This is a genomic window from Pseudomonas sp. C11 (assembly GCF_034683865.1).
Lineage (GTDB): Bacteria > Pseudomonadota > Gammaproteobacteria > Pseudomonadales > Pseudomonadaceae > Aquipseudomonas.
The window spans coordinates 53,898-73,264 of record NZ_JAWIIP010000018.1 but is presented as its reverse complement, the minus strand read 5'-3'; the positions used below and the strand labels follow the sequence as shown (position 1 = coordinate 73,264).

Sequence of the window (19,367 nt, the reverse complement as noted above, 5' to 3'; positions counted from 1 at the left end):
TTAACTCCTGGGACGATTCTGGGGGTAGGGCGCTGGGCTTAAATCGCGTCGGTATCGGTTTCGCCGGTACGGATACGAATCGCCTGCTCCAGGTTGACCACGAAGATCTTGCCGTCACCGATCTTGCCGGTGTTGGCTGCCTTGGTGATGGCCTCGATCACGCGATCGAGTTGATCGTCGGCGATGGCGACGTCGATTTTCACCTTGGGCAGGAAGTCGACGACGTATTCGGCGCCACGGTACAGCTCGGTATGGCCCTTCTGACGACCGAAGCCCTTGACCTCGGTAACGGTGATGCCTTGCACGCCGATTTCCGACAGCGACTCGCGTACGTCGTCCAGCTTGAACGGCTTGATGATGGCAGTGACTAGCTTCATGAAACTTTCTCCCGTGTTAGGTGGACTTGCCCCAGGAATTTTCGGCCCGTCGCAAGTCTAAGCGCAGTGTCCGGCTTTTGTAATGCACCGACCGCCCCAACCGGGCCTGGCCGATACCCATCAACCGCTCCCGACGAAACACTCCCCCGCTTCGCCTGACGCTCCGGTACTGCATCGGTGCATGCGTCATCAGGGGTTAAGCAGAAAGCTTGCCAGCTCGAAAAAAAGACCGTTTATCAAGCGCTTGAGCAAGAAAAAGGGCTTTTCCCAGGGAAGCACGCCCTGATGCGCGCACCAAAAGCGCGCACTAAGCCCGTTCAAGCCGCTCAAAAAGTGTGCAAAGCCGCACCACCGATCCTCTCCAGGTCACGTGCTACACTGCCGGCCATCTCGATCTGGAACCCGACCATGCTGCCGCCCAAAGCCCTGCTCGACACCCTCAGTAGCCACGCCTCGCGCCTGTTCAGTGGCGACAGTCCGCTGCCCCGCGCCGAGCTTGAAGCCCAGTTCAAGGCTCTGCTGCAAAGCGGTTTCAGCAAACTGGATCTGGTCAGCCGCGAGGAATTCGACAGCCAGATGGTAGTACTGGCCCGCACCCGCGCCCGCCTGGAAGCGCTTGAGGCCAAGGTCGCCGAGCTGGAAGCCAAGCTCACCGCCACAGACTAAGGTTATGGTGTAGGAGCGGCTTCGGCCGCGCACAGGCTTCGCGGCCGAAGCGGAATGCCGCCCAGCCGCTCCACAGGCACTGCACCCCACTTGATCAAGGAGCGATCATGTCTCTGGCCATCGTCCACAGCCGCGCACAGGTCGGCGTCGAAGCACCGGCAGTGACCGTCGAAGCCCACCTGGCCAACGGCCTGCCGGCACTGACCCTGGTGGGGCTGCCGGAAACGGCGGTGAAGGAAAGCAAGGATCGCGTGCGCAGCGCCATCCTCAATTCCGCCTTCGATTTCCCCAACCGGCGCATCACCCTCAACCTGGCACCAGCTGACCTTCCCAAGGACGGCGGGCGTTTCGATCTGGCCATTGCCCTGGGCATACTTGCCGCCAGTGGCCAGATACCCGCCGATACGCTGGACGAGTACGAATGCCTGGGCGAGCTGGCACTTTCCGGCGCGCTGCGTCCAGTACAGGGCGCGTTACCAGCGGCGCTGGCTGCACGCGAGGTCGGGCGCACCTTGCTGGTGCCGCTGGCCAATGCCGAGGAAGCCAGCCTGGCCTCCGGGCTGAAAATCATCGCCGTCGAGCATCTGCTGCAGGTGGCTGGCCACCTCAACGGCAGCCAGCCGCTGCAACCTTATGCAGCCAAAGGCCTGCTCCGGCAGAGCCTGCCCTACCCCGACCTGGCCGAAGTTCAGGGCCAACTCGCCGCCAAACGCGCCCTGCTGGTAGCGGCGGCGGGCTCGCACAATCTGTTGCTCAGCGGCCCACCCGGCACCGGCAAGACGCTGCTGGCCAGCCGTCTGCCGGGCTTGCTGCCAGCATTGGAAGAGGACGAAGCGCTGCAGGTCGCGGCGATTCATTCCGTTGCCAGCCACACGCCATTGCAGCATTGGCCACAACGCCCCTTTCGCACGCCCCACCATAGTGCATCCGGGCCGGCGCTGGTCGGTGGCGGCAGTCGCCCGCAACCGGGGGAAATTACCCTGGCGCACCAGGGCATCTTGTTTCTCGATGAGCTACCGGAGTTCGACCGCAAGGTACTGGAAGTCTTGCGTGAGCCACTGGAAAGCGGCCATATCGTGATTGCCAGAGCCCGTGACCGGGTTCGTTTCCCCGCGCGTTTTCAACTCGTCGCGGCGATGAATCCCTGCCCGTGCGGCTACCTGGGCGACCCCAGCAACCGCTGTCGCTGCACGCCGGATCAGATCCAGCGCTACCGCGCCAAGCTCTCCGGGCCACTGCTTGATCGCATCGACCTGCACCTGACCGTGGCGCGCGAAACAACGGCCCTGAATGCAGCGCCGCAAAATGGCGAAAGCACAGCCCAGGCCGCCGCCAAGGTGGCGCAGGCACGTGAACGGCAACTGCAGCGCCAGGGCGTGGCCAATGCCTTTCTTAACCTACCCGGCCTGCGCCAGCACTGCTATCTGCCGGACATCGATCGCCAGTGGCTGGAGGGCGCCTGCGAACGCCTGGGCCTGTCCCTGCGCGCCGCCCACCGCGTGCTCAAGGTGGCGCGTACCCTGGCCGACCTGGAGGGCACCGACGCCATTGCCCGTCAGCATCTGGCCGAGGCGCTACAGTACCGCCCCAGCCAGAGCTAAGGCTTAGTGAAAGCGCTCGACTTCCTGGCGTAGCTGCGCGGCGACCTGATCCAAAGCGCTGGCGGTCTGAGCCAGATTGGCCACCACCTCGCGCTGCTCGCCGTTGGCATGGGCGATATTCTGCAGATTGCCGCTAAGCACGGTGGCGGTGCGGCTCTGCTCCTGGGTCGCAGTGGTGATCACGGCAAACTGCTCGCCGGCGGCGCTGCTGCGTTCGGTGATCTGCGCCAGCGCGGCGGCAACCTTGGTGTTGCGCTCGAGGCCTTCCTGCATCAGTTGCCGGCCCTGCTCCATGGTGGCGATGGCGCTGCTGGTTTCGCTCTGGATGCTGCCGATCATCGCCGAGATTTCGTTGGTCGCCTCACGGGTACGCCCGGCCAGATTGCGCACCTCGTCGGCGACCACAGCAAACCCCCGGCCCTGCTCGCCAGCCCGCGCAGCCTCGATGGCTGCGTTCAGCGCCAGCAGGTTGGTCTGGTCGGCGATGGAGGTGATCACGCTGACGATGCCGCCGATTTCCTGCGAGCGCTGGCCCAGGCCGTCGATCACCCGTGAGGTTTCGTTCAGCGCCTCGGCGATCTGTACCAGGGCTTCGGAGGCCTGATCCATCGAGGTGCGGCCGACTCGAGTCTGCTGCGCGTTCTCGCTGGCCAGGCGCTCGGTATCGCGCATGTTGTCGGCGATATCCTGCGAAGTGGCGCTGAACTCTTCAACCGCGCCGGCCATGCTGCTGATCTCGCCAGACTGCTGGTCGATGCCCTGGTAAGCCTCGTGAGACAGGGACGACAACGTTTGCGCGCGAGCGCTGACATCCTGCGCGGCATGGCGAATGCGCGCCACCATGGTCGACAGGGCCTCGCCCATCTGGTTGAAGCTGCGCGCCAGCATGCCGATCTCGTCATCACTGGACAGCGCCAGGCGCACGCTGAGGTCGCCAGCACCGAGCGCATGCGCCTGCTGCACCAGATCCTCCAGCGGACGCAGCTTGCGCCGCAACAGCCAGACCACGGCGATCACTGCCAGCAGCAGGGTGATGGCGCTGCCGATGGCGAGTTGGGTACCGACACTCCAGGTCACCGCCTGAATCTCTTCGCGCGGCATGCTCGCCAGCACCGTCCAGGGGCCACCGGCGAAAGGCCTGGCGACACTGTAGAAATCCTGCTGGCCGTCATGCCAGAAGCCGCCCTCGCCAGCCCGTTTGATCAGCGCGCTCAGCTCGCTGGGCAGGCTGTCCAGGGCGCCTGCACCGGCGGGTTTGACCAGCCACTTGCCCTGCTCATCCAGCAGCGCCAGGGAACCGGTGCTGCCGATGCGGAACTCGGTCAGTTTGCGCAATTGCAGGTTCTGCGCGTCGGTGTAGTCGAAGCCGACGAAAAGCACGGCGATGACCTTGCCGCCCGCGTCACGTACCGGGGTGTACTGGGTCATGTAATAACGATCGAACAACAGAGCCTTGCCCACATAGCCCTGCCCGGCGAGCAGGCGCTGGTAGGCCGGGTGCAGATGATCGAGTGCGGTACCCAATGCGCGGGCGCCATCCTGCTTGGTCAGGGAGGTGGTGATACGAATGAACTCGTCACCATCACGCACGAACACGGTGGCCACACCGGCGGTCATGCGCTTGAAATCATCCACTTCGGAGAAGTCATTGTTGAGGCGGTTGTCGCCGAGATACAGCGCAGGCGTCTGCAGACTGCCTACTGCAACACGCTCATCCGACTGCACATGCACGCCCTGGCTGAAGCGTTGCTCGAACAGCCCAGCCAGACGCTGGGTGCTGTCACGCAGACTGCCGTGGAAGGTTTCCAGTTGGTCGGCCAGCAGGCTGGCCTCGCTGCCCAGGTGCTTGGCACGCGTGGCGAGGTTAGCCTCATTCAGCGAACGCAGGGCGAACAGGGTGCTCAGACTGATCAGCAGTACCAGCATCAGTGCGAGCGCAGCGGCCAGTTGCAGGGCTATACGGGAACGGGGGGCATGCATGATGGACTCCGAGATGGCCATCCACAGACGATGGATGGATGACCAAGGCAATATCGATACCAGGCCTGGTCGTCCTATGACTCGGCGAAAGCGCGCGAGGGTACTTGACTGTTTAGCTCAGTCAATAACAAAGCGCCAAATGGCCATCATTTTTTATAAAAATGTCGTGACCGGTTAATGTAGGCACTCGACCGCCGGCAAAACCACAGCCTGCACCTCAGCCAGCAGGTAATCACGCAGGCGCCGCAGACGCGCCTGAGCACGATGCGCACGCGGCCATACCAGATAGTAGCTCTCGCCACTGAATACGGCGGTCGGCCAGGGCAATCCGAGGCGCCCGAGCGCCACGTCCTCGGCGACCATCAGCAGATCGCCAATCGACACGCCGTAGCCACGGGAAGCAGCGACGATGCCCAGCTCCAGCATGTCGAACATCTGCCCACTCTTCAGCGGCACGGCTTCGCTCAGACCTGTAGCGTGCAGCCAGCGGCGCCAGTCGCGGCGATCCACGGTGGGATGGAGCTGTTCCGTGGCCTGCAGCCGCGCCAACGACCAGGGCCCGTCCGCCGCGTCTGCCGCGCTGCACACCGGGATCAGCCACTCCTCGAACAACAGGGTGCTCTCCCATTCGTCGGAAAAGTTGCCATCCGACAGCAACACCGCACAGTCGAACGGTTCCTGGCGGAAATCCACCTTGTCCACATCCATCCAGGCGCTGGTCAGTTGCACCTCGGCATCGGCATGCGCCAGGCGATAGTGCGAGAGCCGCGCCAGCAGCCAGCGCACGGTCAGCGTAGTGGGCGCTTTCAGGCGCAACACACCATCGTCGGCCTGCAGGATTGCGCACGCCCGTGCCAGGCTGTCGAAACCCTCGCTCACCCCGGGCAACAGGGCGCGCGCCTGTTCGCTCAACTGCAGGCTGCGCCCATGACGCTCGAACAGGCGGCAGTCGAAGTGTTCCTCCAGGGTGCGAATGTGCCGGCTCACTGCACTCTGGGTGATGGCCAGCTCCTCAGCCGCGCGAGTGAAGGAGGCATGCCGCGCGGCAGCTTCGAAGGCGCGCAGGGCATAGAGCGGAGGCAGGCGTCGATTCATCGGCACGATCCATGAGTTTTTGGAATGCTGGCATGGCTATTTTCCTTTTGTGGGGAATTAACTCAAGCCAGAGAATGGAGGGCATCCACTCTCACCCGAGAATCTGGCGAGATTTCTCCTGCCGAAGTTTGACTCATCATGACGCTTTCCCCTGGACACGAACTGCGGGCGCTGCTGCGCCTGGCCGGCCCGCTGATTTCCGCGCAACTGGCCCATGCGCTGATGATCTTCACCGATACCCTGATGATGGCCATGCTCGGCCCGCAGCAGTTGGCTGGCGGCGCGCTGGGCGCGACCTGCTACTTCATCTTCTCGATCTTTTGCACCGGAGTGATCGCCGCCGTGGGCAGCCTGGTCGCCATCCGCCATGGCGCCGACGATCCGGCGGGCGTCTCCCGGCTGATCCAGAATGGCCTGTGGCTGGCCCTGCTGCTGGGCGGCATCAGCGCCCTGTGCCTCAATGGTCTGGGGCCACTGCTGCCCTATCTGGGGCAGGAACCGGGCGCTGCCAGCCAGGCCATGGCCTTTCTGCATCCGCTGTCGCTGGCCCTACCCGGCTACCTGTGCTTCATGGCGCTACGCGGGTTCACCAGCGCCATCGGCCATCCCGGCCCGGTCATGGCGATCAGCATCGTCGGCACCCTCGCCAACTTCGTCATCAATTACGCACTGATCCAGGGCTGGTTCGGCCTGCCCGAACTGGGCCTGAGCGGCATCGGCATGACCACTGCGCTGGTCAGCAGCGGCATGGCCCTGGCGCTGGCCCTGTATATCCGCGCCGCGCCTACCTACCGCCGCTACGCCTTGCGCCTCGGTCGCCCACAGCAGGCGGACATGCGCGCGCTGCTGCGCCTGGGCCTGCCCATCGGCGGCACCTATGCGGCCGAGCAGGGCCTGTTCACCTTCGCCACGCTGTGCATGGGCGCACTGGGCAGCGTGCAGCTGGCGGCCCATCAGATCGCTATGCAGACCGTCGCACTGGCCTTCATCGTGCCGCAGGGGCTGTCCTACGCCGTAACCTTCCGCGTCGGCCTACATTACGGCGCTGGGCGACTGGCTCTTTCGCGGCTGAGTGGTCACCTGGGCATGCTGCTCGGCGCGGGGCTGATGCTGCTGTTCGCCTTGCTGTTCTGGTTGCTGCCGGAATGGATCATCGGCCTGTTTCTCGACCGCAACGACCCGGCTTTCGCCGAGATCATCACACTGGCGGTGAGCCTGTTGGCAATCGCTGCCTGGTTCGAACTGTTCGACGGTCTGCAGAGCATCGCCATGGGCGCGATCCGTGGCCTGAACGACGGGCGTCTGACCCTGGTGATCGGCCTGGCCGGCTACTGGTGCGTGGGCGCACCGTTGGCCTGGCTGCTGGGCTTCGTGCTGGGCTGGGGTGCACAGGGCGTATGGTGGGGCCTGGCCGCCGGGCTGGCGGTCACAGCCAGTGGGCTGGTGCTGGGCTTCCAGTGGAAAACGGCGCGCCTGCAGCGGCCGAAAGCCCCCGAGGACAAGGCCTGCCTGGCGTAGCCCGGATGCAATCCGGGGCCGCACCTGAATCGCTTGCGGCTACGCGCTACCGCCGAACAACGGCTGACGCATGCCGAATACCAGAAAGCGCGCCAGCTCTGCGAGCGGTACGGGCTTGCTGATCAGGTAGCCCTGCACCTGATTGCAGCCGTACTGGCGCAGCATGTTCAGTTGCTCGATGTTCTCCACCCCCTCGGCCACCACCTCGAGGTTGAGGTTGTGCGCCAGATTGATCATCGCCTTTACCAGTTGGCGGTTCTCGGCGCGCTCGCCCATGCCGGCGACGAAGCTCTTGTCGATCTTTAGCAGGGCGATGGGCAGGCTGTTGAGGTGCACGAAGGAGGAAAAACCGGTGCCGAAGTCGTCCAGGGAGAAACGCACCCCCAGCCGCCCCAGGGCCAGCATGGTCTGCTGCACCTGATCGCTGCGGCGCATGACGGCGGTTTCGGTCAGCTCGAATTCCAGCCATTGCGCGTCCACGCCACGGTCTTCGATCAGGCGCGCCAGCGTCGACAGCAACTGGCTGTCGAGAAACTGACGAAACGACAGGTTGATCGCCATGTGCAGGGCCGGCAGGCCACGCCCGAGCAGCCACTGCATGTCGCGCAGGGCGCGGGCGATCACCCAGTAGCCGAGCGGCACAATCAGCCCGGTTTCCTCGGCCAGGGGCACGAACTCACTGGGCGCCAGCAGGCCACGCTCGGGATGCTGCCAGCGCACCAGGGCTTCGAGGCCGACGATACGCCCGCTCTCCAGGCACAGCCGCGGCTGATAGTGCAGCTCCAGCTCGTCCCGACGCAGGGCGCGGCGCAGCTCGCTCTCCAGGTCAGCCTGGCGGCGCGCACTGCGGTTGAAGCGTTCATCGTAGATATGGAAGACGCAGCCGGCATGGGCCTTGGCCTGCTGCATGGCGCTGTGCGCATGCCACAACAGCGGATCGGCGCCTTCGCCAGCGCGGGCATGGGCCAGGCCGAGGCTGCAGCCGATGAGCAGACTTTCGCCATCGACCCAGTAAGGCTCGGACAGCGATTCGGTGACCTGCTCGGCCAGACGCTCGGCCCGCTGCGGGTCACGGCGGACGTCAAGCAGCAGGGCGAACTCGTCGCTGCCCAGCCGTGCCAGATGATCGCCGGGCTGCAGCAGTGCCTTGAGCCTCGCCACCACCTGCAGAATCAGGCGGTCACCACCCTGGTAGCCAAGGGCGTCGTTGGCATGGCGGAAGTTGTCCAGGTCGAGGTGACCGAGCACCAGGCCACGCCCGGCGCATTCGCTCAGGCGCGCGGCAAGCAGGGTCAGCAGGCCCTGGCGATTGGCGATCCCGGTCAGCGGATCCTGTTCGGCCAGGCGCTGCAGGGTGTGCTTGAGATTGCCCTGCTCGCGGGCATAACGCAGGCAGCGGCGCAGGGTATCGAGGGTCAGGCTGTCACGCACCAGCCAGTCGCTGACGCCGACGGGCAGGTGCTGCGGCTCGGCATCGAGCAACAGCACCACGGGCAAGGGGCAACGGGTGGGATCGGGCAGGTGCTCGGGCGTGGCCAGCAGCAGGCCGTCCACGGCATCATCGAACAGATTGCTGGCCGCCTCCCAGGAGGGCGCGGTGATCAATGGCGACTGGCTGTTCAGTGCGCTCAGGTGCTCACGCAGCAGCTCGGCCCACTCTGGCGTATCCGCCAGCAATACCAAGCGTACGGGTTCGATGGGCGTGGACAAGCAACCTCCCCCAAAACACAAGAATGATGGCGACTTCTGATCGCCTGGTCGCGTCTTAATCGACGTCTAATCAAGGACATCCGTGTGAAATTTGGCGTACATCCTGAGGTATTGCCAAAAAACCGGCAAGCCCCTTGAGGGTACTGCAATGGGATAAATAACCAAGCGCAACGATGTCGCATTGCGTGCGCCAGGCCACAGTTCCAGACGGTCGCGGCAGAAAACCTCAGGCCTGTTAGAATGCGCGGCCCATTTTTCCTGCAAGCGATCCCATGTCCCGACTCAATCCCCGGCAGCAAGAAGCCGTGAACTACGTCGGCGGCCCCCTTCTGGTGCTGGCCGGCGCGGGCTCCGGCAAGACCAGTGTGATCACGCGCAAGATCGCCCATCTGGTGCAGAACTGCGGCATCCGCGCCCAGCACATCGTCGCCATGACCTTCACCAACAAGGCCGCGCGCGAGATGAAGGAGCGCGTCGGCACCCTGCTCAAGGGCAGCGAAGCACGCGGCCTGACCGTGTCCACCTTCCACAACCTGGGCATGAACATCATCCGCAAGGAATACGCGCGCCTGGGCTACAAGCCCGGCTTCTCCATCTTCGATGACGGCGATATCAAGGCGCTGCTCACCGACATCATGCAGAAGGAGTATTCCGGCGATGACGGTGCCGACGAGATCAAGAACTACATCGACAGCTGGAAGAACGACCTGATCCTGCCCGACGAAGCCCTGGCCAAGGCGCGCAATCCCAAGGAGCAGACCGCCGCCATCGTCTACCTGCACTACCAGCGCACGCTCAAGGCGTACAACGCGGTGGACTTCAACGACCTGATCCTGCTGCCGGTGAAGCTGTTCCAGGAGCACGCCGACATCCTGGAAAAGTGGCAAAACCGCATCCGCTACCTGCTGGTCGACGAATACCAAGACACCAACGCCAGCCAGTACCTGCTGGTGAAGATGCTGGTGGGCATGCGCAACCAGTTCACCGTGGTCGGTGACGACGACCAGTCGATCTACGCCTGGCGCGGCGCGCGCCCGGAAAACCTGATGCTGCTGAAAGAGGACTACCCGTCGCTGAAGGTGGTGATGCTGGAGCAGAACTACCGCTCTACCAGCCGCATCTTGAAATGCGCCAACGTGCTGATTGCCAACAACCCGCACGTGTTCGAGAAGCAACTGTGGTCGGAGATGGGCCATGGCGATGAGATCCGCGTGATCCGCACCCGCAATGAAGACGCCGAGTGCGAGCGCGTGGCCCTGGAAATCCTCACCGAGCACCTGCGCACCCAGCGCCCGTACAGCGACTTCGCCATCCTCTACCGGGGCAACTACCAGGCCAAGCTGATGGAGCTGAAGCTGCAGCACCACCAGATTCCCTATCGCCTGTCCGGAGGCACCAGCTTCTTCGCCCGTCAGGAGGTGAAAGACCTGATGAGCTACTTCCGCCTGCTGGTCAACCCGGACGACGACAACGCCTTCTTGCGCGTGATCAACGTGCCGCGCCGCGAAATCGGCTCGACCACCCTGGAAAAGCTCGGCAACTACGCCAACGAGCGCAAGATCAGCATGTACGCGGCCGCCGGCGAAATCGGCCTTGGCGAACACCTCGATGCACGCTTCACCGAACGCCTGCAGCGCTTCACCAAATGGATGGATCGCGTGCGCCAGGAGTGCGCGCAGAACGACCCGATCGCCGCCATCCGCAGTATGGTCATGGACATCGACTACGAGAACTGGCTGCGCCAGAACGCCTCCAGCGACAAGGTGGCCGACGCGCGCATGGGCAACGTCTGGTTCCTCGTCGAGGCGCTGAAGAGCACCCTGGAGCGCGACGAAGACGGCGACATGACCATCGAGGACGCCATCGGCAAGCTGGTGCTGCGTGACATGCTCGAGCGCCAGCAGGAAGAGGAAGAAGGCGCCGAGGGTGTGCAGATGATGACCATGCACGCCTCCAAGGGCCTGGAGTTTCCATCGGTGTACATCATCGGCTTCGAGGAAGAGATACTGCCGCACCGCTCCAGCATCGAGGCCGACACCATCGAGGAAGAACGGCGCCTGGCCTACGTCGGCATCACCCGCGCCAAACGCAACCTGGCGCTGACCTTCGCCGCCAAGCGCAAGCAATATGGCGAAGTGATCGACTGCTCGCCGAGTCGCTTCCTCGATGAGCTGCCACCCGAAGACCTGGTCTGGGAAGGCCTGGAAGAAGCCCCAACGGAGGTCAAGGCCGCCCGTGGCAACGACGCGCTAGCCAACATGCGCGCCATGCTGAAAAAATGACTGGGAGTCATTTTTAACATCGCGCAGCGATGGCCCGAAGGGTGGCCGCCAGGGACGGTGGCCATAAAAAATAGCCGGGAGCTATTTTTAACGTCGCGCAGCGACGGCCCGAAGGGCGACCGCCAGGGATGGCGGGCCGTAAAAAATAACCGGGAGCTATTTTTACGCGTAGCGACGGCCCGCAGCGGATGACAGATACCGAACAAGCGACACCGTAGCCCGGATGCAATCCGGGGAAACCGTCCCGGATTGCATCCGGGCTACGTTCATCTCAAGAGGAATCCCGCGTGCAAGCGCTGAAACAGAAGATTCGCGAGGAAGGCATCGTCCTGTCCGAGCAGGTATTGAAGGTCGACGCCTTTCTCAACCACCAGATCGACCCGGCGCTGATGCAGCAGATCGGTCACGAATTCGCCCAGCGCTTCGCCGATCAGGGCATCACCAAGATCGTCACCATCGAAGCCTCCGGTATCGCACCGGCGATCATGGCCGGTCTGGAGCTGGGCATCCCGGTGATCTTTGCGCGCAAGTTCCAGTCGCTGACGCTCAAGGATGACCTGCTGATCTCCAAGGTGTTCTCCTTCACCAAGCAGACCGAAAGCACCATCGCCATCTCCGCCCGCCACCTGACCGCGCGTGACAAGGTACTAGTGATCGACGACTTCCTCGCCAACGGCCACGCGGCCAAGGCGCTGATCGACCTGATCCAGCAGGCCGGCGCGCAGATCGCAGGCATTGGCATCGTTATCGAGAAGTCCTTCCAGAACGGCCGCGCCCTGCTGGAAAGCGAGGGCTACCGCGTCGAATCGCTGGCCCGCGTGGCCGCGCTGGAGAACGGCCAGGTGCGCTTCATCGACTGAGCCGCTCAGGGCTCGGGCTTATAGCCCAGACGCAGGCCGCCCCAGTGCCGCCCCCGCACCAGGATCGGCACCGAGAGGTCATGCATCAGCTCGCCGGTATCGCGCATGTAGGTCTGCAGCAACAGGGCCTGGCGGTGACTGCCACAGCGGATGCCGGTGCGATCATTGAACAGACGCTTGCCGCGGCTGCGCGTGGCGTCGACCGCCGGGTCGCCGCTCGGCGGGTGGTTGAACGCCTGGTTGTGGGTCGGCACATAACCTTCGGGCGTGGTGGTGATGGCGAACACCAGTCCCTCGTGGCGCTTGAGCAGCGGCTCCTGTAACCCCGGTAGCACCTGATCGGCGTACTGGTCGAAGCGGGTGCGGTACTTCTGCGGCTGGGTACCGGCAATCGGTTGATAGTTGCGGTCGAACAGATCGTCGAGCGCGATGCGCCCGGCAGAGAGATCCGCCTCGAACTGTGCGGCAATCGCCGCCGCACCCTCACGGGCCAGGTCATAGATGCGCTGGTGATAGTCGTCCAGGCCAACCTCGGCGAGCTGCTCGCTGACCGTCTCGGCCTGTCCGACCAGTTGCTCGGCGGCGCCTGCCAACTGCCGTGTCTGCCCCTCGCTGCCCTGCACGTCGTCACGCAACTGCAAGGCAGCCGCCGACAGGCTGGCCAGGCGCTGGTGGTTATCCGCCGTGCCGGCACTGATCTGCGCCACCTGCTGCTCCACCTCCTCGGCCTGATCGGCGATGCCGTGCAGTTGCTCGCCAGCACGCTCGATCTGCCGCGCCGCCTGTTCCAGCTCGCTGCTCTGGCGCTGGATATGGCTGACCACCGCCGCGCTCTGCTGGCGAATATCGGCGACCATCTGGCTGACTTCCTCGGTCGCACTGGCGGTGCGGGCGGCCAGATTGCGAACCTCGTCGGCGACCACGGCAAAGCCGCGGCCCATCTCACCCGCGCGCGCCGCCTCGATGGCCGCGTTGAGCGCCAGCAGGTTGGTCTGGCTGGCGATGGATTGGATCACCTGAGTGACCTGCTCGATCTGCTCGGTCCGGCTGCCCAGGCCGTCGATCAGCTCACGGCTGGCCAGGGTCTGCTCGCTGAGCTGCTGCATGCGGGCGATGGCCTGGGTCAATTCGGCCTGGCCGCTGCTGCTGGCGGCACGCACGTGCTGTGCGGCGGCCAGGGTCTGCTCGGCGCGCTGAGCGCTGTCCTGCTCGGTGAAGGTGATGGCTTCGGCCGCCTCGCTGACCTGCTCCACGGCAGCCAACTGCGTCTGCAGGCGCCCGGCCAGGTGTTGCACGGCATGCGCCACGCGCGCGGCGGACAGGGCGTTGTGGCAGGTATGGCGCGACAGGCCACGGCTCAACTCGACGAAATCGCTACCGCCCGGTGAGGGCCTGACGAGCGCATCGCCCTCGTCACGTCGCTGCCAGGGCCACAGCCAGGGCCACAGGGCCAGGATCATGAAGGACGGTACGCTGATGTACAGCGGCAACTGCATCGACTGGTAGGCCACCATCAGGGCGGCCAGCCCCAGCGCATGCAGCGCACAGGTGAAGGGGGAACGGACAAACGCAGCTTGCATGACCGACCTCGCGATTCTTGTTCTTGCGCGCGGCGACGCGCTGAGAGCGGACGGTGGCATGGACGACCTCCTTGATCATCTCGCCGCGCCCACAAGGCAGGCTAGGCGATTGGCGGCTAACCGGCGAGAGTCCCAAAACGGGCGACGGTCAGGTAACGCTCGATTCGACCATCCGGCCAGCACGGGTGCCATCACACTTTGGTCGCAGCCTACCCCGTACTCGGGTACGACACCACCGCTATCCAGCGAGGTGATGACGGCGCACGAAGCGCTGATCGAGCCAGTCCTTGCAGCACCCATAGAACCGACCATCGGCACTCCAACCGCGCCAATCGAGCAATGCACCACCATCACCGGTGGCCAGCAGCGTAAGCCCCTGGCGTGGCGCCCGATACAGGCGCAGTGGCTGGTTCTGCAGGGCGGCCTGCAGGTTGCCCGCCAGCACCCGCCCCTGGCGCGAGGAGCGACTGAGGCTGCGTGGCACGTCGAGCAACGTGGCGCACTCGCCGACGGCGAAAATCTGCGGGTGCGACAGGCTCTGCAGGCTGTCGTGGATGGCCACGAAACCCTCGGCATCACAGGCCAACCCCGAGGCGCGCAACCACGGCCAGGCTCGCGCGCCACTGCCAAGTAGCAGACGTCGCCCGCGCCAGACCGGCTCATCGCCGCTGAGCAGCCAATCGTCCTCGATGCGTCCGATCGGACAATGTTCACGCACCTGCACGCCGCGCAGACGCAAGTAGCCCAGCGCACGCAGGCGCAGCCCAAGCGATTGCCCCGGCAGCAGCGGCCCGCCGCAGAACAGGGCCAGATTGGGCACCTGCCCGGCAATGGCCAACGCGAGCTCGACGCTGCTCGGCGTACCACCGAGGATGGCCAGGCGTCTCGGCTCTTGCTGCCAGGCGCGCCAGCCGGCCAGGAACTCATCGATGGGCCGCGCGGCCAGTACCTGCATGGCATCGCCTGTCTTTGGCGGCGGCAGCAGGCCGGCACCGACATCCAGCGACAGCCACTGCGCCTGCAACGCGCGGCCGTCGGCCAGGTGCAAGGTACGACTGTCGGCCTGCAAGCCGTCGATAGCGCTCTCGATCAGTTCGACCTTGGCAGCCCGACACAGCGGTTGCAGCGCGATTCGGCAGGCATCTTCGGCGCAGTGCCCGGCGACCAACCCTGGCAGACGTCCGCTGTACCAGGCATGCGGCGCAGAATTGACCAGGGCGATGCGTCCCTGAGGGCGCGCCACCAGCGCCCAGCGCCGCAGCACACCGAGATGGGCATGCCCGGCCCCCGCCAGAATCAGGTCGTAGTCACTCATCTAACACTCTTCATTCCCTCGCAATGGCAGGCACTTCTGCAGTACCGAACCTGGCCTGCAGTAAGATGGCCTGGCGAGCATGTCGCGATGATCCCATGCTCGCAAGCCCTGCTGCAGGCACAGCGGCGATGAACGTCATTCGTCAGTACACGGAGGGGTTGAGACACGCCGCGCAATGATTTTGCCAGCACTCGACTAAAATCCCCGAGCGCCCTTTCCGAATGGCGCCCTCGTAGTGATCCCTGAGGCGCCGTCGATGGCTCGCTGTTTTTCCCCGCTGCTGCTGTTACTTTGCCTGATCGGTGCCTGGCCGACCTGGGCAGAATCGCGCCTGCCCCTGCATCAGCCAACCCGTGAGTTTCTCACCGAGCCCTTCGCGCTCGATCACAGCCTGCTGCTCGAAGATCCGCAGTCCACGCTCACTGCCGACCAGGCCCTGCCGGCACTGATCGCGCGCGGCCAGCCCATCACCGGCAACGCGCGCATCGGCTATTCAACCAGCACCTGGTGGCAGGCCATGCAGGTGAGCCTGCCGACCGACGAGGCGGTACAGCTGATCGTCGCGACCCCATTTCTGGACAACCTCGACCTGTGGTTGTTCGATGGCGAACACCCAATTGGCTCGCTGCGCAGCGGCAATCGACAGCCCTTCAACGAGCGCGGCGAGCCCTATCCGCAATTCATGCTCGCCTTGCCATACCTGCAAGCAGACCACCCCTATACCCTGCTGCTGCGCGTGAGCAGCCATTCCTCGATCGACCTGCCATTGCAACTGGTCAGCGCCGAAAGCAGCCCCGCGATGATCGGCCAGAGCTGGTTGCGCAGCGGCCTGCTGGTCGGCGCCCTGCTGGGCCTGGCGCTGTTCTACCTGATTCGCTACAGCACCCTGCGCGAAGCGCAACTGGCCTATTTCAGCCTCACCGCTTTGTGTGCGGCCGCCTATAACGCCAGCCTGTATGGCGTGGTCGGCCTGGTGGCGGGCGACCAGCCAGGCCTGTCACGCGTTCTGGTCAACCTGCCCACAGCAGGCATGCTGATCTTCAGCTCACTGTTTCTTGCCAGCGCCCTGCAGGTGCCGATGCGTCGCCTGCGCTGGGTACGCGAGCCACTGTTCGCCGCCATCTTGCTGGTGTGCGTGGGTGGCCAGTTAAGCGATCATCCACAGACCTACCGCGTGCTCAATCTGCTGATCCTGATGACCGGTGTCTACCAACTGGCCCTGCTGACATTCGCCATACGCATTCGCCGGCCTTATGCACTGGGCTACCTGCTGTGCTGGAGCGCGATCCTGCTGCTGATGCTGTTGCTACCGCTGAGCCGCAACGGCCTGCTGCCGATGCCTCCGGGCCTGCACAATCTCCATGCCTCGCTACCGGTGCTGAGCATGTTGATGTTCGGCGCCTTGCTGGACAAACAACTGGAGCAGGTACGCCGTGCCCTGCTGACCACCCAGACCCAGGCCATCGACAATCTCGAGCAGTATCAGGCGCTGTTCCGCCACAGCGGCGAAGGCATCTTCCGTTGCAGTCGCGACGGCCACCTGCTCGAAGCCAACCCGAGCCTGACGCGTATGCTCGGCGGCGACAGCGCACGCTTGCTGACTCAGCCACTGCAAGCGCTGCTCGGCGAAGACACCTGGGCCGAATTGCTTGCCGGCATGGAGACAGGCGACGGCACCGTCAGCCGTGAATGCCAGTTGCGCGACCTGCAGGCGCGCACGCACTGGGTATACCTGTCGCTGCATCAGCAAGAGACACAGGACAGCATCGAGGGCATCGTCGTCGACCTCAGCGAGCGCCGCGCCCTGGAAGAACGCCTGCAGCACCTGGCCGCCCACGATGCCCTGACCGGGATTTACAACCGCCGCGAACTGGAGCGCCTGTTGTCCGGCACCCTCAGTGGTCGCGCTGGCGTGCATTTCAGCCACCTGTTGTGCCTGGGCCTGGATCGCTTCAAGCAGGTCAATGACCTCTGCGGGCACCTGGCCGGCGATCAGTTGTTGCGCCAGCTGGCCAACCAGTTGGGCCGTGCATTGCCGCGCCATGCCGAGCTTGCCCGCATCGGCGGTGATGAATTCGCCATCCTGCTGCGCGAGGCAGACGACGCCGCAGCCCTGGAACAGGCCGAGCGGCTGCGGCGCAATGTCGAGCAGTTCATCTTCACCTGGGAGAATCGCCCGTTCCGCCTGCACGCCAGCATCGGCCTGCTGGCCCTCGACTCGGGCGTGCGCGACTGGGAAACCGCGCTGAACTGGGCCAGCAGCGCGGCACAACTGGCCAAGCATCAGGGGCGCAATCGCGTCCAGCAGTTCAACCCGGCCGACGGTGCGCTGCTCGAACATCAGCGCCAGCTGCAGTGGATCACACGTCTGCGCGAAGCGACCGAGCGCGGTCATTTCGAGCTGTTCCAGCAACCCGTCATGCCGCTGCAGGCGCAGGCCGACGGCCTGCATTACGAGGTACTGCTGCGCTACCGCGACCCGCACAGCGGCGAGTGGATCAGCCCGCTGCAATTTCTCGATGCAGCGGCACGCTACGGTTTTCTCGGTGCCATAGACCGCTGGGTGATCGAGCATCTGTGCGCCTGGCTGGCGAACAATCCTCGGCATCTCGCCAATCTGGCCCAGGTCAACGTCAACCTGAGCGCCGAATCGCTGCTCGACCAGGGCTTCCACCGCTTGCTGCACGAGACCCTGCAGCATCACGGCCTGCCCGCCAGCAAGCTGTGCATCGAAGTGACCGAAATGGTCGCCCTCGGCGAACTGGGCGTTTCCGCCAAATGGATCGACGAGCTACGCGGCCAGGGACTGAAAGTGGCACTGGATGACTTTGGCAGCGGCTTCGCCTCCTACGCCTACCTGCGCCACCTGCCGCTGGATATCCTGAAGATCGACGGCAGCTTCATTCGCGGCATCGAGCAGGATCCGATCAATCAGGCGATGGTCGGCTCCATGCAGCAGATCGCCGAGCAACTGGGGCTTTGCACGGTGGCGGAGTTCGTCGAGACGCCCGAAAGCCTGGAGTGCCTGCGCCAACTCGGCGTCGACTACGCGCAGGGTTATCACGTCGGCAAGCCGCAACCCCTGGCGCTGCTGGCCGACGCCCCTCAGCAGGCTTGATACAAGGCCGTCGGCAGCCGCTCGAACAGGCTGTCGTCGAGGCGCAGCAGGCGCACGCAGCGCTCTTCGGCCAGCGACTGCGGCGCCTCATGGGCCGGCAGGGCAAGCAGGCAGCTGCTCAGGTTGAGCACCAGCGCCTCACGCGAGTAGACCCCACGGCCCAGGCCATAAAAGGCCGCGATCAGCTCACGCAAGCCGAACGGCAGCCGCCAGCGGATACGCAACGCCGAACCGAAACTGGCCGCGCGCTGGCGCAGGGCCTGGTCGAGCCGCTCGTTACTCAACTCGCCGCCGGCATCCAGCCACTCCTGCAGGCTACGCAGCAGCGCCAGCTCACCGATGTTGTGCAGCAGTCCGGCGGTGTAGCAAAGCTCGGCGTCCAGACGCAGCTCCAGCGCCAACCAACGTGCCAGCTCGGCGCTACGCTGCGCCTGCTGCAGGGTGACGGCAGCCAGCTCGGCCAGGCGCGGATCACGCAACTGACCACTGCGCTGCAGAGCCAGCCCCAGCACCAGGTTGAGCGTGCGCGAGATGCCCAGGCGATGCAGCGCCTGGCTGAGCGTCTGGCAGGGCGCCCCCTGATGCTGCGCGGCCGCCCCGGCGGCAGCGATCAGCGTGGCGGTAATCTGCGGGTCGCGCGCGAAGACCGCCTCCAGCTCGCCCAGATCCTGCTCGCCGGACTGCAAACCCTGGCTCACCGCCATGCGGACATCGCTGAGCAAGGGCGCACCCTGCCCCTCCTCGCGCACGCTGTCGAGGTACTCGTCGAGATCGCTGACCAGCAAGGGCGCCCGCGTGGCCTGCGCCGCACTGCGTTCAGGCAACAGGCCCTGCAGGCGCAGGCGCAGGCTTTCGGCATTGAAGGGCTTGGCCAGGTAAACGCTGGGCGCCAGCGGCCGCGCCGCCTTGACGCTCTTGGCATCCAGGCGTCCGCTGATCAGCACGAACGGCAAGGCCGGGGTACGCGGATGGCGCCGCAACTGACGCAGCAACTCCAGGCCATCGAGCCCGGGCAGCTCGCCGTCGGCGATCACCAGATCCGGCAGGCGCCGCTTGCAACGCGCCAGCGCAGCCTGGCCATCGCTGACCTGCAGCACGTGCGCATCGCCACGCACGTCCAGCACCAGTTGCTGCAGCAGATTGGATGTCCAGGGATCAGCTTCGGCAATCAGGACTTCCACGGGATGGGCTGAAGCGCTCATGCAGCTCTCGGGTCGGTAACGAAAGGGAATTTGCCCGACCAGGCGCAGTGTCGCTGCGAAAGC

13 protein-coding genes are annotated in these 19,367 nt (G+C 64.8%); 6 read left to right on the top strand and 7 right to left on the bottom strand.

What is annotated here, in order from left to right; genetic code table 11:
• Positions 1–38: 38 nt before the first annotated feature.
• Positions 39–377 (bottom strand): P-II family nitrogen regulator, encoded by a 339-nt coding sequence (glnK, locus tag VC352_RS22830; protein WP_003096476.1) that lies wholly within the window; start codon positions 375–377, stop codon positions 39–41.
• Between the two features lie 408 nt (positions 378–785).
• Here glnK and VC352_RS22825 point away from each other — a divergent pair, with 408 nt between their 5' ends.
• Positions 786–1,043 carry an accessory factor UbiK family protein gene (locus VC352_RS22825; RefSeq protein ID WP_322981791.1) on the top strand — a complete coding sequence of 86 codons (258 nt, stop codon included), beginning with the start codon at positions 786–788 and terminating at the stop codon, positions 1,041–1,043.
• 107 nt (positions 1,044–1,150) lie between these two features.
• On the top strand, positions 1,151–2,644 hold the full coding sequence (locus VC352_RS22820) for a YifB family Mg chelatase-like AAA ATPase (RefSeq protein WP_322981790.1): 1,494 nt from the start codon (positions 1,151–1,153) through the stop codon (positions 2,642–2,644).
• 3 nt (positions 2,645–2,647) lie between these two features.
• Here the strand turns inward: VC352_RS22820 and VC352_RS22815 are convergent, their stop codons facing one another.
• On the bottom strand, positions 2,648–4,624 hold the full coding sequence (locus VC352_RS22815; protein ID WP_322981789.1) for a methyl-accepting chemotaxis protein: 1,977 nt from the start codon (positions 4,622–4,624) through the stop codon (positions 2,648–2,650).
• A gap of 174 nt (positions 4,625–4,798) precedes the next feature.
• A complete protein-coding gene (locus VC352_RS22810; RefSeq protein ID WP_322981788.1) occupies positions 4,799–5,719 on the bottom strand; it encodes a LysR substrate-binding domain-containing protein in 921 nt (306 codons plus the stop codon).
• Between the two features lie 138 nt (positions 5,720–5,857).
• Here VC352_RS22810 and VC352_RS22805 point away from each other — a divergent pair, with 138 nt between their 5' ends.
• Complete coding sequence (locus tag VC352_RS22805) at positions 5,858–7,237, top strand: NorM family multidrug efflux MATE transporter (protein ID WP_322981787.1); 1,380 nt, start codon at positions 5,858–5,860, stop codon at positions 7,235–7,237.
• 39 nt (positions 7,238–7,276) lie between these two features.
• Here the strand turns inward: VC352_RS22805 and VC352_RS22800 are convergent, their stop codons facing one another.
• Complete coding sequence (locus VC352_RS22800; RefSeq protein ID WP_322981786.1) at positions 7,277–8,947, bottom strand: bifunctional diguanylate cyclase/phosphodiesterase; 1,671 nt, start codon at positions 8,945–8,947, stop codon at positions 7,277–7,279.
• A gap of 272 nt (positions 8,948–9,219) precedes the next feature.
• On the opposite strand from VC352_RS22800, the gene rep reads away from it, so the two are divergent.
• Both rep and VC352_RS22790 read left to right on the top strand, forming a co-directional pair.
• On the top strand, positions 9,220–11,229 hold the full coding sequence (gene rep / locus VC352_RS22795) for a DNA helicase Rep (RefSeq protein ID WP_322981785.1): 2,010 nt from the start codon (positions 9,220–9,222) through the stop codon (positions 11,227–11,229).
• 287 nt (positions 11,230–11,516) lie between these two features.
• On the top strand, positions 11,517–12,089 hold the full coding sequence (locus VC352_RS22790) for a xanthine phosphoribosyltransferase (protein ID WP_322981784.1): 573 nt from the start codon (positions 11,517–11,519) through the stop codon (positions 12,087–12,089).
• A 5-nt stretch (positions 12,090–12,094) separates the two neighbouring features.
• Here the strand turns inward: VC352_RS22790 and VC352_RS22785 are convergent, their stop codons facing one another.
• Together VC352_RS22785 and VC352_RS22780 are read right to left on the bottom strand one after the other, a co-directional pair.
• Positions 12,095–13,549 carry a methyl-accepting chemotaxis protein gene (locus tag VC352_RS22785; RefSeq protein ID WP_416340229.1) on the bottom strand — a complete coding sequence of 485 codons (1,455 nt, stop codon included), beginning with the start codon at positions 13,547–13,549 and terminating at the stop codon, positions 12,095–12,097.
• Positions 13,550–13,907: 358 nt separating this feature from the next.
• On the bottom strand, positions 13,908–14,984 hold the full coding sequence (locus tag VC352_RS22780) for an FAD-dependent oxidoreductase (protein ID WP_322981782.1): 1,077 nt from the start codon (positions 14,982–14,984) through the stop codon (positions 13,908–13,910).
• Between the two features lie 256 nt (positions 14,985–15,240).
• Here VC352_RS22780 and VC352_RS22775 point away from each other — a divergent pair, with 256 nt between their 5' ends.
• Positions 15,241–18,102: an EAL domain-containing protein gene (locus tag VC352_RS22775; protein ID WP_322981781.1), complete on the top strand. Its 2,862-nt coding sequence runs from the start codon at positions 15,241–15,243 to the stop codon at positions 18,100–18,102.
• Here the strand turns inward: VC352_RS22775 and VC352_RS22770 are convergent.
• Positions 18,090–19,304: an HDOD domain-containing protein gene (locus tag VC352_RS22770; protein WP_322981780.1), complete on the bottom strand. Its 1,215-nt coding sequence runs from the start codon at positions 19,302–19,304 to the stop codon at positions 18,090–18,092. The genes VC352_RS22775 and VC352_RS22770 overlap by 13 nt on opposite strands.
• Between the last annotated feature and the right edge of the window lie 63 nt (positions 19,305–19,367).